Annotated in this window: 13 protein-coding genes; 9 read left to right on the forward strand and 4 right to left on the reverse strand. The window is 73.0% G+C overall.

Features of this window, described 5'->3' with window-relative positions:
* Position 1: 1 nt before the first annotated feature.
* From A8711_RS13755 to A8711_RS13790, 8 genes are all read left to right on the forward strand, one after another.
* The gene (locus A8711_RS13755) at positions 2 to 979 is read left to right on the forward strand and encodes a daunorubicin resistance protein DrrA family ABC transporter ATP-binding protein (RefSeq protein WP_043323273.1); all 978 of its coding nucleotides are present in this window, start codon (positions 2 to 4) and stop codon (positions 977 to 979) included.
* A gap of 23 nt (positions 980 to 1,002) precedes the next feature.
* Positions 1,003 to 1,767: an ABC transporter permease gene (locus tag A8711_RS13760; RefSeq protein WP_030499122.1), complete on the forward strand. Its 765-nt coding sequence runs from the start codon at positions 1,003 to 1,005 to the stop codon at positions 1,765 to 1,767.
* Positions 1,768 to 1,888: 121 nt separating this feature from the next.
* The gene (locus A8711_RS13765) at positions 1,889 to 3,541 is read left to right on the forward strand and encodes a class I adenylate-forming enzyme family protein (protein WP_083297009.1); all 1,653 of its coding nucleotides are present in this window, start codon (positions 1,889 to 1,891) and stop codon (positions 3,539 to 3,541) included.
* A 44-nt stretch (positions 3,542 to 3,585) separates the two neighbouring features.
* Entirely contained in the window at positions 3,586 to 4,062 is a 477-nt protein-coding gene (locus A8711_RS13770; protein ID WP_069088428.1) for a hypothetical protein, read from the forward strand.
* Between the two features lie 347 nt (positions 4,063 to 4,409).
* A complete protein-coding gene (locus A8711_RS13775) occupies positions 4,410 to 5,408 on the forward strand; it encodes a glycoside hydrolase family 11 protein (RefSeq protein ID WP_064445607.1) in 999 nt (332 codons plus the stop codon).
* Positions 5,409 to 5,541: 133 nt separating this feature from the next.
* Positions 5,542 to 5,970 carry a Fur family transcriptional regulator gene (locus tag A8711_RS13780; protein ID WP_030499126.1) on the forward strand — a complete coding sequence of 143 codons (429 nt, stop codon included), beginning with the start codon at positions 5,542 to 5,544 and terminating at the stop codon, positions 5,968 to 5,970.
* 23 nt (positions 5,971 to 5,993) lie between these two features.
* On the forward strand, positions 5,994 to 8,270 hold the full coding sequence (gene katG / locus A8711_RS13785; protein ID WP_069088429.1) for a catalase/peroxidase HPI: 2,277 nt from the start codon (positions 5,994 to 5,996) through the stop codon (positions 8,268 to 8,270).
* A gap of 381 nt (positions 8,271 to 8,651) precedes the next feature.
* Positions 8,652 to 10,862 (forward strand): carbohydrate-binding module family 20 domain-containing protein, encoded by a 2,211-nt coding sequence (locus A8711_RS13790; RefSeq protein WP_069088430.1) that lies wholly within the window; start codon positions 8,652 to 8,654, stop codon positions 10,860 to 10,862.
* 53 nt (positions 10,863 to 10,915) lie between these two features.
* On the opposite strand, the gene A8711_RS13795 is transcribed toward A8711_RS13790, so the two are convergent.
* The gene (locus A8711_RS13795; protein ID WP_043323284.1) at positions 10,916 to 11,437 is read right to left on the reverse strand and encodes an RICIN domain-containing protein; all 522 of its coding nucleotides are present in this window, start codon (positions 11,435 to 11,437) and stop codon (positions 10,916 to 10,918) included.
* Between the two features lie 194 nt (positions 11,438 to 11,631).
* On the opposite strand from A8711_RS13795, the gene A8711_RS13800 reads away from it, so the two are divergent.
* Positions 11,632 to 14,406, forward strand: coding sequence for a helix-turn-helix transcriptional regulator (locus A8711_RS13800; protein WP_069088431.1), 2,775 nt, complete (start codon positions 11,632 to 11,634; stop codon positions 14,404 to 14,406).
* Here A8711_RS13800 and A8711_RS13805 read toward each other — a convergent pair.
* From A8711_RS13805 to A8711_RS13815, 3 genes are all read right to left on the reverse strand, one after another.
* Positions 14,334 to 15,551, reverse strand: coding sequence for an MFS transporter (locus A8711_RS13805; RefSeq protein ID WP_069088432.1), 1,218 nt, complete (start codon positions 15,549 to 15,551; stop codon positions 14,334 to 14,336). The two genes, A8711_RS13800 and A8711_RS13805, sit on opposite strands and share 73 nt — an antisense overlap.
* 76 nt (positions 15,552 to 15,627) lie before the next feature.
* Positions 15,628 to 16,101, reverse strand: a complete 474-nt coding sequence (locus A8711_RS13810) for a hypothetical protein (RefSeq protein ID WP_083297010.1) — start codon at positions 16,099 to 16,101, stop codon at positions 15,628 to 15,630.
* A 74-nt stretch (positions 16,102 to 16,175) separates the two neighbouring features.
* Positions 16,176 to 16,988 carry a hypothetical protein gene (locus A8711_RS13815; protein WP_233607899.1) on the reverse strand — a complete coding sequence of 271 codons (813 nt, stop codon included), beginning with the start codon at positions 16,986 to 16,988 and terminating at the stop codon, positions 16,176 to 16,178.
* Positions 16,989 to 17,012 lie beyond the last annotated feature (24 nt).

The following is a 17,012-nucleotide window of genomic DNA, read 5'->3' on the forward strand; positions in this document are numbered from 1 at the left end:
GATGATCGAGGCCACCGGCCTACGCAAGTCCTTCCGGGTCGGACGTGGCCGCGGCGCCACCACTGTCGAGGCGGTACGCGGCGTCGACTTCGCGGTCCGGCGCGGCGAGATCGTCGGATTCCTCGGCCCGAACGGCGCGGGCAAGTCCACCACGCTGCGGATGCTCGCCACGCTGATCCGGCCCAGCGGGGGAGCGGCCACCATCGCCGGGGTCGACCTGCTGCGCGCGCCCGCGCAGGTGCGGCGGCGGATCGGCTTCGTGGCGCAGGCCAGCGGCACCTACGACGACTCGACCGCCCGGCGGGACCTGGTCCTCCAGGCCCGGATGCACGGGCTGTCCAAGTCGGTGGCGCAGGAGCTGGCCGCCGGGGCGATCCGCGCGTTCCAGCTCGACGACTTCGCCGACCGCAAGATCAAGACGTACTCGGGCGGGCAGCGCCGCCGCCTCGACGTCGCGCTCGGCGTCATCCACTCGCCGCAGGTGATGTTCCTGGACGAGCCGACGGCGGGGCTCGACCCGCCCAGCCGGGTCCGGATGTGGCAGGAGGTACGGCGGCTGCGCGAGGAGGGCATGACCATCTTCCTCACCACGCACTACCTGGACGAGGCCGACAGCCTCTGCGACCGCGTCTCGATCATCGACGCCGGGCGGATCGTGGCCGAGGGCACCCCGTCGGCGCTCAAGCGCGAGATCTCCGGCGACGTGGTCGCCGTCGACTTCGCCGCCGCCGACGTCGCGGACGAGACCGGCGGCGACCTGCCGGCCGCGACGAAGCTGCTGGCCGAGGCGCCGTACGTGCACGCGGCCGAGCCGGTCGACGGCACGCTGCGGCTCTACGTCGACAGCGCCGCCACGGCCATCCCGCAGGTCATGCGGGCGCTCTACGACCGGGGCATCGAGCCCGGCGCGATCGAGGCCCGCCGGCCCAGCCTCGACGACGTGTTCCTGGCCAAGACCGGCCGGTCGCTCGCCGAGTGACCGGGCGCCGAGAGGAGTACGGCGTGAAGCTCGTCCGCGACACCTGGCTGATCTTCCAGCAGGAGGCCGGCCTGATGGTGCGCAACCCGGTGATGGTGGCGTTCAGCCTGGCCCAGCCGATCACCTACCTGATCCTCTTCGCGCCGTTCCTCAAGGTGGTGATGGTCGACCGGGGCGCCTCGACCTACGCCGACGCGTACCGCATCTACGTACCCGGCCTGTTCGTGGCGATGGGCCTGTTCGGCGGCCTGTTCGCCGGTTACGGGCTGCTCAGCGCGCTGCGCGCGGGCATCATCGACAGGTGCCGGGTGACGCCGGTGAGCCGGACCGGCCTGCTGCTGGGCCGGGCGCTGATGCACGTGTGCCTCAACGTGGTGCAGGCCATGGTGGTCACGCTCGTGGCGCTGCCGTTCGGCCTGCGGGTGCACCTGGCGAACCTGCTGGTGTCGTACGCGCTGCTGTCGGTGATGGTGCTGCTGAGCACCTCGATCTCGTACGACATCGCGTTGCTGGTCCGCAACGAGAACAGCCTCGGCGTGCTGGTGAACACCGTCGGGCAGCCGGTGTCGCTGCTGGCCGGCGTGCTCATCCCGCTCGTGCTGGCGCCGATGTGGATCCAGCGGGTCGCGGTGTGGAATCCGTTCGCCTGGGCCACCGACGGCATGCGGGCGCTGTTCGCCGGCCAGATCACCCAGAGCGTGGTCTGGCAGGGCGCGCTCATCATGTCCGGGCTGGCCGCGGCGAGCCTGTTCTGGTCGTCGCGGCTGTTCAACCGCGACGTCTCCTGACCGAGCGTACATCGAGCATTGTCTCAGCGTGGCGGGCGCTCTAGCCTGATCGTGTCCCCGCCCGGCGGCCGGTACGCCGCCGGCGCGGCCGTGACGTGTGTCAGCTGAGGAGGCGACTCGTTTGGGTGCCGACAACTTCCGCGCGACGCTGGCGGCCGACATGGAGCTGGGCGCGGGCAACGTGCTGCTCCGGCTGGCCGAGCACGGCGCCGACATGGACATGCCCCGGGTGACGTTCGACGTCGACGTCGACGGCATCCCCGCCTGGACGCCGCTGTCGCTCGCCACCCTGACCGAGCGGGTCGCGGCGCGGGCGGCGTGGTTCCGGGCGCGCGGCGTCCGCCGGGCCGACCCGATCGCGGTGTACGTGACCTCGGCGCCGGACGTGTTCCTCAACTTCCTGGCGCTGACCTGGCTCGGCGCGATCCCGGCGCTGATGAACGGCAACATGCCGATCGAGCTGGCGGCCGAGTTCGTGCGGCGGCTGCGCGCCGCCGGGGTGGTGGTCGACGCCGACCACGCCGCCCTGGCCGGGCACGACCTCGGCGCGCCGGTCCTCGGCGACGCGGCGCAGACCGGCGCGGGCGACCCGGCGCAGGCCCCGCCGCACCACCGGCACCACCCGCAGGACCCGGTGGTCATCACCCACTCCTCGGGCACCACCCGGGTGCCGGCGGCGATCGTCCACTCGCACCACGGCCTGTTCGCCGCGATCCGCGCGGTCCGGCTCACCGAGTCCCGGCCGTACGGCGAGGTGCGGGAGATGTCCGCGCTGCCGGCCGCGCACGCCGCCGGCATCATCACGCTCAACCAGGCGCTCTGCAACGGCTACCAGCTGCTGTGCCTGTCCGCGCAGGGCGGCCCGTTCGCGCGCAGCGCCGAGACGATCCTCTCCGCGATCGAACGGTGGCGCCCCACCGGCGTCTTCGGCTTCGCGGTGACCTGGTCCGAGCTGGCCCGGGTCGACCTCACCACCCGCGACCTCAGCTCGGTGCGCAACTGGTTCAACACCGGAGACTGCGCGCACGAGTCGCACGTACGCCGGCTGGTCGCGGTCGGCAGCCATCCCACGTACACCCGCGACGGCATGGTGGACGCCCCCGGCTCGAAGTTCGTCGACATGCTCGGCTCCACCGAGATGGGGCACGGCGCGTTCCGGATCACCCACCGGCTGGGCAGCGACCGGTACGACCGCTGTGTCGGCAAGCCGTACCCGTTCGCCGAGATCGTGCTGCTCGACGTGGAGACCGGTGAGGAGGTAGCGCCGGGGCAGGTGGGGCACGTCGGCCTGAAGTCGCCGACGCTGGCGCTCGGGTACTGGAACGACTCGGTCACCACGTACCGCACCCGGCTGGGCGGTTACTACCTCACCGGCGACCTGATGTACCGCGACGAGGCCGGCGACTACCACCACGTCGACCGGGCCAGCGACGCGGTCGACCTGGGCGGCGGGACCTGGCTGTACACCGCGCTGTCCGAGGAGCGCGTCCTGCGGCACTGCCCGGACGTCCGTGACTGCACTGTGGTCGCGGCGGCGGCCGAGGACGGCACGACCGTCACCGACGTGCTGCTCCTGCTCGCCGAGGACGCGGATCCGGCGCGTGACCGCACCGACCGGGTCCGGGCCGCGCTGGGCCCCGCGGTGGCCGCGACGCTGCGCCGGGTGGTGACCATCCCGGACGACGACGTGGTCATGGGACCCACCGGCAAGGTCCGCAAGTTCCTGATGCGACAGCGCCTGCTCGCCGGCGCCGCGGCGCCCGGCGCCGGCTGAGCGGGGGAGATCGACACCTGGCGCGGCCGTGCCAGAATCTGGCCGTGTCCTACCTCCCCTCGCAGCCGTACCCGCCGATGCACGGCGTCGTCCCGCTGATCGCCTACCCGCACCCGATCGCCCCGCCGCCGGGCTGCGGAGTGCTCGTGGTCTCGGTGAACCGGGGGCCGTACATGATTCCCGCGCCGGTCACCAGCCGCTTCAAGATCGACCGCCAGGTGGTCGCGATCCCGGGCGAGGGCACGTGGCACGTCGCCGTCCCGGCCGGCGGGCACGACGTCCGCTACACCGACTTCATGGGCGTCCCGCTGATGACCACGTCGCTCATGGTCCAGCCGGGAGCCGCCCACCACCTGGTGTTCCGCTTCGGCGGTTGGCGCAACCGGGTGCACGACGGGTACGGCACCGACGTGACGCGGTTCGGCCTGTGGTCGAACTACTCGGTCGCCCTCGTCACGCTCGTCGTCGGCGGGCTGGCCTGCTGCGGCGTGTTCGGGGTGATGCTGGGCTCGACCGGGTAGCGGTGCCCGGCGCGGGCCCGGCCTTGATCCGGAAAGCCGCCGAAACTTCCGGTCACCATCGCTTACTCGGCTCGTTCAAGAGACCTCCGGCAGGGCTGCGACAGCCTCACCCGGCAGCGCTAAGCCCTATTTGTGCTACTTCGGGTTTCCACAACATTTCCGGAACTTGTTGACACGGAGAAATGAGCCTCCAATACTGTGGCCATCGGCGTATCTCGATTGACGTCGATGTCCGTCCACCGCCGTGGCGCGCAGTCGCCCGTCCCGCCGTCCACCAGCGGACGGCCACATGCGGCTCGTGCCACCCGGCTGGCCGCGCCAGCCGGTCACAGGGAGGAAACCCGTCCATGAACGACGCCCCCGTCCGCACGGGCAACCGCAGGCGCGGACGCCTCCGGATGCTCTTCGGCGGCGCCTGTGCCGTGGCGCTGATCGCCGCCGGGACGACGGCGGTCACGTCCGGCCCGGCCTACGCCGACACCACCGTCACGTCGAACTCGACCGGCACCAACAACGGCTACTTCTATTCCTTCTGGAAAGACAGTGGCAACGTCTCCATGACCATGGGCAACGGTGGTCAGTACAGCACCCAGTGGAGCAACATCAACAACTTCGTCGCCGGCAAGGGCTGGAACCCGGGCGGCCGCCGCACGGTCAGCTACTCCGGCAGCTTCAACCCGTCCGGCAACGCGTACCTGACGCTCTACGGGTGGACCCGCAACCCGCTCGTCGAGTACTACATCGTCGACAGCTGGGGCAGCTGGCGCCCGCCGGGCAGCGGCTACATGGGCTCGGTGTCCTCCGACGGCGGCACGTACGACATCTACCGCACCCAGCGGGTCAACGCCCCCTCGATCGAGGGCACGCGGACGTTCTACCAGTACTGGAGCGTCCGGCAGTCGAAGCGCGTGGGCGGCACCATCACCGCCGGCAACCACTTCGACGCCTGGTCCCGCTACGGCATGAACCTCGGTTCGCACGACTACCAGATCCTCGCCACCGAGGGCTACCAGAGCAGCGGCAACTCCAACATCACGATCGGCGGGACCAGCGGTAACCCGACCACCCCGCCGCCGAACAACGGCGGCTGCACGGTCAGCGTCAGCCGGGCCGAGGAGTGGGGCGACCGGTTCAACGTGACCTTCTCGGTCAGCGGCACCAGCAACTGGGTCGTCAGCATCCAGACCCAGGGCGGCCAGAGCCTGCAGAACAGCTGGAACGCCTCGGTCAGCGGCACCAGCGGCACGCTCACCGCGCGTCCCAACGGCAACGGCAACAACTTCGGCATCACGCTCTACAAGAACGGCAACAGCAACACGCCCACCGCGAGTTGCTCAGCCGCCTGAGCCCTCTTCCGGGGAGGGGGTGCCGCGCCTGGCGCGGCACCCCCGTTTTCGTGTGCGCGGACGGCCGCGGTGGCGGCCGACACACCTGGGCAGAAACTTGATTCATTCCAAAAGACCGGGCTAAGGTCGTCGCATGACGGCCGACTTCGAGACGCAGCTCCGGGCGGTCTCGTTGCGGGTGACCCGGCCCCGGCTGGCGGTGCTCGCGGCGTTGCGCGACCACCCGCACGTCGACACCGACACCGTGATCGCGCTGGTCCGCGCGGAGCAGCCCACCGTGTCCCACCAGGCGGTCTACGATGTGCTGCGGGCCCTCACCGACGCCGGGCTGATCCGGCGCATCCAGCCGGCCGGCGCCACGGCCCGCTACGAGTCTCGGGTGGGAGACAACCACCATCACGTCGTGTGCCGTTCCTGCGGCGCCATCGCCGACGTCGAGTGTGCCGTCGGCAGCGCCCCCTGTCTCACCGCCTCCGACGACCACGGTTTCGTGGTGGACGAGGCGGAGGTCGTCTACTGGGGCGCCTGCCCCGGCTGCGCGGCCGACCGCACCGCCCAGTGATCCGCCAGTTCGGAAGGAAACAGATGAGCGACACCCAGGACAACCGGCCCGTCAGCCCGCAGGGCGTGGACGCGAAGGAGGCGGCCGGCTGCCCGGTCGCGCACGACTCCGTTACCGCGCACGGCAGCGAGAGCGAGAACCCTGCGATCGACTCGCCGACCCCGAAGACCGGCGGTCGTCCGCGCAGCAACCGTGACTGGTGGCCCAACCAGCTCGACCTGTCGGTGCTGCACGCCCACTCGGACAAGGGCAACCCGCTCGGCCCGGAGTTCAGCTACGCCCGGGAGTTCGCCAAGCTCGACGTCGAGGCGCTCAAGCGGGACATCACCGAGGTCCTCACCACCTCGCAGGACTGGTGGCCGGCCGACTTCGGCCACTACGGCGGCCTGATGATCCGGATGAGCTGGCACGCCGCGGGCACCTACCGCATCGAGGACGGCCGCGGTGGCGCCGGCGACGGCGGCCAGCGGTTCGCCCCGCTGAACAGCTGGCCGGACAACGCCAACCTGGACAAGGCCCGCCGGCTGCTCTGGCCGGTCAAGCAGAAGTACGGCCAGAAGATCTCCTGGGCCGACCTGCTGGTGCTCGCCGGCAACGTCGCGCTGGAGTCGATGGGCTTCAAGACCTTCGGCTTCGGCTTCGGCCGTGAGGACGTCTGGGAGCCGGAGGAGATCTTCTGGGGCCCCGAGGACGCCTGGCTCGGCGACGAGCGCTACGCCTCCGAGAAGGAGATGGTGGCCGGCGTCGGCGCGACCGAGATGGGTCTGATCTACGTCAACCCGGAGGGCCCGCGCGGCAACGCCGACCCGCTCGCGGCGGCGCACTTCATCCGCGAGACGTTCCGCCGAATGGCGATGAACGACGAGGAGACCGTCGCGCTGATCGCCGGCGGCCACACCTTCGGCAAGACCCACGGCGCGGGCCCCGCCGACCAGCACGTCGGCCCCGAGCCGGAGGCCGCGCCGCTGGAGGCGCAGGGTCTGGGCTGGCTCAGCACGTACGGCGAGGGCAAGGGCGGCGACACGATCACCAGCGGTCTCGAGGTGACGTGGACCGACAAGCCGACGCAGTGGTCCAACCGGTTCTTCGAGATCCTCTTCGGCTACGAGTGGGAGCTGACCACCAGCCCGGGTGGCGCCAAGCAGTGGGTCGCCAAGGACGCCGAGGCGATCATCCCGGACGCACACGACCCGTCGAAGAAGCACAAGCCGACGATGCTGACGACCGACCTGTCGCTGCGCGTCGACCCGGCGTACGAGAAGATCTCCCGCCGGTTCCTGGAGAACCCGGACGAGTTCGCGCTGGCGTTCGCCAAGGCCTGGTACAAGCTGCTGCACCGTGACATGGGCCCGGTCAGCCGCTTCCTCGGCCCGTGGGTGCCGGAGGCCCAGCTCTGGCAGGACCCGGTGCCGGCCGTCGCGCACGAGCTGGTGAACGACGCCGACGTCGCCGCGCTCAAGGCGAAGGTGCTGGAGTCCGGTCTCACCACCGCCCAGCTGGTCTCCACCGCCTGGGCCTCGGCCGCGAGCTACCGCTCCACCGACAAGCGCGGTGGCGCCAACGGCGCGCGGATCCGCCTGGAGCCGCAGCGCAACTGGGAGGTCAACCAGCCCGAGCAGCTCGCCACCGTGCTGGCGACGCTGGAGGGCATCCAGCAGGAGTTCAACGCCGCCGGCGGCGCCCAGATCTCCCTCGCCGACCTGATCGTGCTGGCCGGCTCGGCCGCTGTCGAGCAGGCGGCGCGCGACGCGGGCGTCGAGCTGACCGTGCCGTTCCACCCGGGGCGTACCGACGCCACCCAGGAGCAGACCGACGTCGAGTCGTTCCGGGTGATGGAGCCGCGCGCCGACGGGTTCCGCAACTACCTGCGGCCGGGCGAGAAGACCCAGCCGGAGGTGCTGCTCGTCGACCGGGCGTACATGCTGAACCTGACCGCGCCGGAGATGACCGTGCTGGTCGGCGGTCTGCGCGCGCTCGGCAACAACGTCGGCGGCGCGTCGCACGGCGTGCTCACCGAACGGCCCGGCGTGCTCACCAACGACTTCTTCGTCAACCTGCTCTCCCCGGGCACCCGGTGGAAGGCGTCGGAGTCCGAGGAGCACGTGTACGAGATCCGGGACCTGGCCACCGACCAGGTCAAGTGGACCGCCACCGCGGTCGACCTGATCTTCGGCTCCAACTCGCAGCTGCGGGCCCTCGCCGAGGTCTACGCCAGCGACGACGCGCGGGAGAAGTTCGTGCGTGACTTCGTCGCCGCCTGGACGAAGGTCATGGAGCTGGACCGCTTCGACCTGGCCTGATCCGCCGTCTCCGAGCGAGCCCCGGTCCGTCGCGCCGCGACGGACCGGGGCTCGTCCCGTGTCCGGCGGGTGTCGGGGATCAGCGGCGCACACCCGGCCCGCAAACGTTGGAAAATCTGCTCAGAAGTTGCGGTCGTCCCGCGAAGCGGTTTGTTTCGTCCCGAGCGTCGGGATCTCGGTCGAGCGCCGGATTGCTCGGTCCAGCGTGGATCGCCGCTGGTGGTCGGGGATCTGATCCCACTCGTGTTGCCTGCGGGTTTCGAAAACTTTGCCGCAAGCTCTTGCAAAGACTTTCATGGATGGCGCATCGTGTTCGCTACCCGGGACGGCCGCCCCACCCCCCGCTCACCCTTTCGAACCCACGGAAGAGGTCCCCCAACCATGCTTTCCGTCAGGCCACACCCCCGTGGCCGTGCCGGTCGCCTGCTGCTCGCCGCCGCGCTCGTCGCGGCGGCCGGCACGGTTGCCGTCGCGGCTGCCACCACCACCGCCGCACCCGCCCGCGCCGCCGTCGTACTCAACGACAGCGAGGTGACCGCCAACCTCTGGGAATGGAACTGGACCTCGGTCGCCGCCGCCTGCACCGACCACCTCGGACCGGCCGGCTACGGCGCGGTGCAGGTGGCACCGCCGCAGGAGTCGGTGAAGCTGCCCGCCAGCGCCGACGGCGCCTACCCGTGGTACGAGGTGTACCAGCCGGTGTCGTACAAGCTGGACAGCCGGTTCGGCAACCGCCAGCAGTTCGCCGCGATGGTCACCGCCTGCCACAACGCCGGTGTGCGCGTCTACGTCGACGCGGTGGTCAACCACATGGCCGGCACCAACAACCCGGCCGGTACGCGCGGCTACGCCGGCACCGAGTTCTCCGGCTACAGCTACCCGGCCGTGCCGTACGGCGACGGCGACTTCCACCGTCCCGGCGACAACTGCCCGACCGGCGGCGCCATCAACGACTGGAACAACGAGGCCCAGGTGACCAGCTGCGAGCTGCTGTCGCTGTCGGACCTGTACACCGAGAAGGAAGCGGTCCGGAACAAGATCGCCGCGTACCTCAACGACCTGATCGGGCTCGGCGTCGACGGCTTCCGGGTCGACGCGGTCAAGCACATCCGCAAGGACGACTTCGCGGCCATCCTCGGCAAGCTGAACAACACGGTCGTCGAGGGCCGGCGTCCGTACGTCGCGCAGGAGATCTTCGACGGGGCGAGCAACTCCGCGCTGCAGGCCCGCGCGTACATCGCCAACGGCGACGTGCTCGACTTCGCGTACGCCAAGGGCATCCGCTCGGCCTTCCAGGGCTCCATCTCGGCGCTGGCCAACGTGCCGAACTGGAACCTCGACGCGCCCGGCGCCAACGTCTTCGCCATGGTCACCAACCACGACCTGGAGCGCGACGGCGTGGTGCTGTCGTACAAGAACGGCACCGACTACGTGCTGGCCAACTACTTCGCGCTGGCCTACCCGCACGGCAAGCCGTCGGTCTACGACAGCTTCACCTGGTCCAACCGCAACCAGTCCCCGCCGCACGACGGCACCGGACGGGTCACCGACACGGTCTGCGGCGCCGCCTGGACCTGCCTGAGCCGCACCACCGGCGTCAAGGGCATGGTCGGCTGGGCCAACGCCGCCCGCCCGGTGAAGACCGTCTCGGACTTCACCACGGTGAACAGCAACGTGATCGGCTTCCACCGGGGCGACCGGGCGTGGATCGGCATCAACGACTCCGGCTCCGCCACCACCGCCACCTTCACCACCGGGCTCGCCGATGGCCGGTACTGCGACGTCATCTCCGGCGTCGCCACCGGCAGCGGCTGCACCGGCTCCACGGTGACCGTGTCCGGCGGCCGGGCCACCGTGACCCTCCCGGCCAACGACGCGGTCGCGATCCACGTGAACGCCCGGCCGGGCGCGAGCCCGTCCCCGTCGGCCTCCCCGACCGTGTCGCCCACCGTGTCGCCCTCGCCGACCGTGTCCCCCACGGTGAGCCCGGGTGACCGGATCGCCACCACGTTCACCGTCACCGCGAACCTGGCCGCCGGGCAGGACGTCCGCGTCGTCGGCAGCATCTCCGCGCTCGGGTCGTGGACGCCCGCGAGCGGCGTCAAGCTCACCGCGCAGGGCGGCGGCGTCTACCGTGCCACCGTCGACCTGCCCCGGTCCACCGCGGTGGAGTACAAGTTCGTCAAGCTGACCGCCGCCGGCGCGGTCACCTGGGAGTCCGGCGCCAACCGGACGCTCACCACGCCGGCCACCGGCACGTACGCGGTGACCGAGACGTTCCGCGGTGACACGGTCTCCACGGCTGTGGCCACCACGTTCTCCGTCACCGTGACCACCGCCTACGGGCAGAACGTGTTCGTCGTCGGCAACATACCGGCGCTCGGCGGCTGGAACCCGGCCGCCGCCGTCGCGCTCTCCTCGGCCGCGTACCCGGTCTGGCGGGCCACCGTCGACCTGCCCGCGAACACCGCTGTCGAGTACAAGTACGTCAAGAAGAACCCGGACGGGACGGTGACCTGGGAGTCCGGCGCGAACCGGACGCTCACCACGCCGGCCGGCGGCACCCGGGCCGTCACCGACACCTGGCGCTGACGATCGTGCGGCCCGTCCCCCTCACCCCTGGGGACGGGCCGCATCCGCGCCGGTCAGACCGCCGCGAACGACCAGACCTGGGCCGGGTTGCCGAACCCGGTGCAGCGGTAGATCTGGACCGTCGCGCCGTCGGCGTCCGATCCACTCCGCACGTCCATGCACCGGCCACCGACCTGCGACTTGATCTGGTGCACCCCCGCGAACGAGTTCGGGTCGACCGTCCACTTCATGCTCGACGTGCCGGTGCAGGCCCACTGCTGCAACGGCGTGCCGTCGGCGTTCACCCCGTTGCGGACGTCCACGCACATGCCGCTGAACTGGTTGACGAACGTGTAGGTGTCCCTGCCCACCGGCGACCAGCGCTGCACGGCCTGGCCGTCGCAGGTGCGCTGCACGACCCGGCCGCCGAGCGACGACGGGGCGCCGGACCGGTCCACCTCCAGGCACTTGCCGCTGCCGTAGTTGACGATGGCGTAGTGGCCGCTGGCGGCCTGTGCCGGCGGGCCGTACGCCACCCCGAACCCGGCGGCGAGCAGTCCCGCCGCCAGCACCCCGGCCGCTCTCTTCCCGATCATGGTGTCTCCCCTCGGAGTCGTGTCGTCGTCCCGGATCCGCCGGTGGTCACCGGCCGGACGACTGGGGAAGACGCTAGGGAGCCACGACGGCACCCGGATCCGGGTTCCTCCTAGTCGACGAGGCCGCGCGGGCACCCTGTCGGGTTCGCGTCGCGCCCGCCCGGACGGACCACACCGGCGGCTAGCGTGCGGTCATGGGCAGCGGTCCGGCGCCGGCCGGTGCCGTCGGCACGGCCACGGACACCGGTGATGACGCCCTGCTCGGGCGCGCCGACGAGTGCCGGCGGCTCGGCGCGCTGCTGGCCGACGCGGTCGACGGTCACGGCGGCGCCCTGGTGCTGCGCGGTGCGGCAGGCGTGGGCAAGACGGCGCTGCTGCAGCACTGTGCCGCCCGGTCCACCGGGATGCGGGTGCTGCACGCCACCGGCGCGCCGTTCGAGGCGGACCTGCCGTTCTCCGCGCTGCACCAACTGGCGCGGCCACTGCTGCACCGGCTCGGCGATCTGCCCGCGCAGCAGGCCGACGCGCTGCGTACCGTATTCGCCATCGACGGCAGTTCCCGTCCGGTCAACCGGCTCGCCGCGTACGTGGCGACGCTGAGCCTGCTCACGACGGCGGCCGAGGACACGCCGGTGCTCTGCCTGGTCGACGACGCGCACTGGATCGACCCGGCCTCCGCCGAGGCGTTGCTGTTCACCGCCCGGCGGCTGCTCGCGGACCGGGTCGCCGTCGTCTTCGCGGCCCGCGACGCCCCCGCGTTCCCCGCGCCCGGCCTGCCGGAGCTGCCGCTGACCGGTCTGGCACGCGACGACGCGATCCGGCTCGCCATGCGCGCCGGCCTGGACCGCCGGGTCGCCGCCGACCTGGCGGCGGCCACCGCCGGCAACCCGCTCGCGCTGACCGAGCTGCCGGCGACGCTGTCCGAGGAGCACCGCAACGGGTGGCTGCCGCTGCGGGAGCCTCTCGTGCTCGTCGAACGCATCGAGACGACCGTCCTGGCGCACGCCCGCGGGCTGCCCGACGACACCTGGCGTGCGCTCGTCGCCTGCGCGGTCACCGAGGTCACCACCCCGGCGCTGCTGGAGCGGATCCTGATGGCGGACGGGCTGCGCCTGGGCGTGCTGGACCCGGCGGTCGACGCCGGGCTGATCCGGGTGACCGACCGTGAGGTGACGTTCCGCCACCCGCTGACCCGCGCCGCGGTGCACTCGGTCGCCGGCCCCGGCCGGCGGCGGGCCGCCCACCTGGCGGTGGCCGCCGCGCTCACCGGCGACGACACCGCCGACCGCCGGGCCTGGCATCTCGCGGCCGCCACCACCGTGCCCGACGAGGGCGTCGCCGCGTTGCTGGCCGACTCCGCCGAGCGGGCGCAACGCCGGGGCGGCGTGGTGGCCGAGGCCCGCGCCTACGAACGGTCCGCCCGTCTCACCCCGGACCCGGACGTACGCGCGTCCCGGCTCGCCGCCGCGTCGCGCGCCTGGGCCAACGCCGGCGCGAGCCGGCACGCGATCACGCTGGGGGAGGAGGCGATCGGACTGACCCGGCGCGTCGACCTGCGCTGCCGGGTCAAGCCGTTGCTCGCCCACCTGGCGCAGCAGCACGGTGACACGGCGGGCGCCGAGGCGTACCTGGCCGACGCGCAGGCGTACGCGCAAGCGGATCCGCTCGGCGCGGCCCGGCTGATGAGCGCCCGCGTCAACCAGTTCTGGGCGCGGCTGGACGTCACCGGCATGGTGCCGCTGTGCGCGCGGGTGGCCGAGCTGGCCGCCGCGGACGCGGGCGCGACCTGGCCGAAGGGCCCGATCCGGCTGGCCGCGGCACAGGTGCTGGCCGGGCTGCCCGAAGGGGTCGCGTCGGCCCGTGCCCTGGTCGCCGCCTGCGCCGGCCACGCCGACGGCTCGGCGGCGGAGCTGGCCGAGGTGTTCTGCTGGCTCGGGGACCACGACACCGCGCGGGCGCTGCTGGAACCGGAGATCGACCGGGCCCGCGCCGCCGACGACGTGTTCCTGCTGGCGTACGCCCTGCCCCGGCTCGCCGGGCTGGAGTGGCGCACCGGCCGGCTGCACGCGGCGTACCAGGCCGCCGCCGAGGCGGTCCGGATCGCCGAGCAGGTGGCGCTTCCGGTGCTGCGGGCGGAGGCGCTGGCCGCGCTGGCCCTGGTGGAGGCGCTGCTCGGCGAGGAGCCGGAGGCGCTCGCGCACGTCGAGGACGCCCGCCGGCTCCTGCCGGGCGAGTTCCGGGAGATCGAGGTCCGGCTCCGCTACGCCACCGGAATCGCGGCGGCGGTGGGGGCGCGCTGGCAGGACGCCGTGACCGAGCTGGAACGGGTCCGCCGGGCCCAGCGCGACGGCGGCATCGCCGAACCGGGGTGGCTGCCCGTCGCGGCCGAGCTGGCCGAGGCGTACGCGCACCTGTCCGACCCGCAGCGGTCGGCGCGGCGGCTGCGCGACCTGGCCGGGGCCGGCGGTGCCGCCGCCCGCGCCGCCGCCGCGCGCGTCGAGGGCCTGCTCGCCGGCGAACCGGACCTGGACGAGGTCTTCGCGGCGGCGCTGGCCCGGTGCGATCCCGCCGTCGTCCCGCTGGAACGGGCCCGGACGCTGCTCAGCTACGGGCAGCGGCTGCGCCGGGCCCGGCGCCGCCGGGACGCGCGGGTCCAGTTGCACGCCGCGCTGCGGTTGTTCGAGGCGCTCGGCGCGCAGGGCTGGGCGCGGCGGTGCCGCACCGAGATCGACGCCACCGGCCGGCGGCCGCCCGAGCCCGGCGACCGGACCGTCGACCGGCTGACCGGCCAGGAACGCCTGATCGCCCTGCACGTGGCGGAGGGCCTGACGAACCGGGAGATCGCGGCCCGGGTCTTCCTGTCGCCGAAGACCGTCGAGTACCACCTCGGCAACGTCTACCGGAAGCTTCGGCTGCGCTCCCGGCCGGAGCTGATCCGCCACCTGTCCGGCCCGCCGGCCGCGGGCTGACGACCCGGCCGGGCGGCCGCCATTGCCGCGGCCAGGCACGCCACGGCGGCGAGTACCAGCGGCGGCCGGCCGCCGACCGCGACCGCCGCCGACCCGAGCGGGATGGCCAGCGTGATCGGGCCGAACATCACCGTGTTCGCAGTCCCGGCGACCCGCCCGAGCATCTCCCGCGGCGTGTACGTCTGCACGGCGGTGACCGCCGCGACGAGCGTCCACGGCAGACCGACGCCGATCACCACCGAGGCGGCGACCGTGCCCGGCCACCACGGCAGGCAGCGTCCCAGACAGCCGGCCGCGAACAGGACCGCGCCGGCGACCCCCACCGTGATCTCGCCGTGTCGGCGGACGAGCCGGCCGACGACCAGCCCGGCGAGCAGCGATCCGCCACCCTGCGCGCCGGCCAGCACGCCGAGGAAGGTGGACGGCAGCCCGAGGCCGGTCACCACCACGTCGTACAGCGCCGCGGTGGTGAAGCCGGACATCGCGATGGACGCCGCCGCGAGCGCCACCGGCACGCGTACCGCCCGCCGGGCCAGGAGCGCGGTCAGCCCGGCCCGCAGCCCCACCGCGGGTGCGGTCGGGGGAGCGGACGCCGCCCGGGCCAGGCGTAACGCGCCGTACAGGGCGGCCACGAGCACCGGTACGACGGCGGCGAGCACCGCGACGACGTGCCCGCCCCGCCACGCGTACAGGCCCGCCCCGGCCAGCGGCGCCACCAGCTTCACGCCCTCCTGCGCGCTCGACCGCCAACCGTTGACGTCGGCCAGCCGGGCCGGGGGGAGCGCGGCGGGCAGCAGCGCGGTCTCGCCGGCGTCGACGAGCACGTATCCGATCCCGTAGGCGAGCGAGACGGCGTAGATCAGCCACGCCTGGCCGGGCCCGCGCACCGCCAGCAGGCTCAGCAGCGTGCCGGCGAGAGCGAGGTTGACGCCGACCACCAGGGGACGCCGGGGGACCCGGTCGAGCAGGCCGCCGAGCCAAGGGCCGGCCAGCGTCGGGGCGTAGACGCAGAGCCCGGCGAGCGCGGCGAGCCCCGTCGAGCCGGTCAGGTCCAGGAGCCAGATGCCGCACACCAGGGCCATGGCGCTGCCGCCGAGGCCGGACAGCAGCGAGACGGCCACGAACAGGACGGCGTTGCGGCGCATGGGTCCCCCGAGAGTTGAGCCTGGAGGACTCATCCTCGGGACCTGAGCCGGGGCGTGGCAACACTTCGGGGCTACGTCAATGTGTTGTTGACAGTGTCGCCGTGATGCGCCCGGCGGCGTCGCGTACCGGAGGCGGCAGCCGGAGTCCGGCCCCGGCGAGATCGTCGGCGAGGTGCGCGGCCAGCGCGTACAGCGGCCCGGCGGGGGCGTCGAGCGCGAGCGCGCAGGTGCGGCGCGTCAACGCCGCGCGGGGGAAGCGCCCGTCCCACGCGCGGTCCGTCTCGATCCAGCGGCGCAGGTCGGCGACCGCCGCCCGCAGCACGGGCAGGTCGGGGGAGCCGGCCGGGTCGAGCCGGGTCACGCGGGCCCGCCGGGCCGCCGCGAGACGCTGCCGGCGCTGCTCGGCGGCCTGCCGGCTGCCCAGGCCCAGCGCCCGCGCGATGTCGGCCCAGGTGGCGCCGTCGTGCCGGGCCCGGTCGATCAGGTCCAGCTCGCGGTCGTCCAGCCGGACCCGGGTCGCGGCGATCTCGGACAGGCCGGCCAGGCTCACTCGTCAACGCTACATTGACACGGGCCCGAGAAGGTCAGCCCTCCGGCCGTCGCGCGGCAAACCGGGCCGGTGTCTCAGCGCGGCGGCGAGACGTACAGGCCCGTCCGGCAGCCGGTCTCGCCCGGCTCCAGCCAGATCCGGTCGTACCCGGGGGATTCGATCTTCCCGGCCGGGGTGCGGACGAGCAGGAGGCAGTCCCGTTCGGCCGGTACGCCGACGGCGGCGACGAGCGCGCCCTCGTGCACCGTCGTGTCGACGGTGATCCAGTCCTGCGGGAACGCCGCCCGCACCGCGCCGGCAAGGGTGTCCGGGGTGGCGGTACGCAGCACGGCGGTGAGCCGCTGCCGCCCGTCCTCGGGCACCTTCGGCACCGGCGCGGCGGTGGGTGGCGAGGGCGCGGCCCCGCTCGGACAGTCGATCTCGTGGTACGTCGTGTAGCGGTAGAGCTGGAACTCGTACCGGTAGCAGCGGGTGGCGTCGCCGGCGCTGTTGCTCGCGCCGCCGACCGACACCGGCGGTCGTTCCGGCACCGTCACCACGAACCGCACGTCGACGGTGGCCCGCTCGTCTCTGGCGGTGCGGCCGGACCAGGCCAGGGCCTCCCGCCGGACGGTCTCGTCATCGCTCAACGCGGTGCCCTGCGGCTGCTGGACGATCTCGGCCGCCGCGATCGACCCGGCGTCGCGGACCCGGTTGCGGTGCCCGAGCTCCATGTTGAGCTGCTTCGCCTCCGCCGCCGCGACGTCGCGCGCCAGTTCGTCGCCGCTCTCCTCGCCGAATCCCCTTCCGCATCCGACCGACGCGAGCAGGAGCACCGCGAGCGCCCAGCGGACCGGCCGGTGACGGGACGGGGGTGTCGGGCCGGCGGCGCTGCGTGTCCGGTTCACCGCACGGACGTTACCGACGAGTCG

The sequence above is a fragment of the Micromonospora sp. II genome (assembly GCF_001709195.1).
GTDB classification, from domain to species: Bacteria; Actinomycetota; Actinomycetes; order Mycobacteriales; family Micromonosporaceae; genus Micromonospora; species Micromonospora chalcea.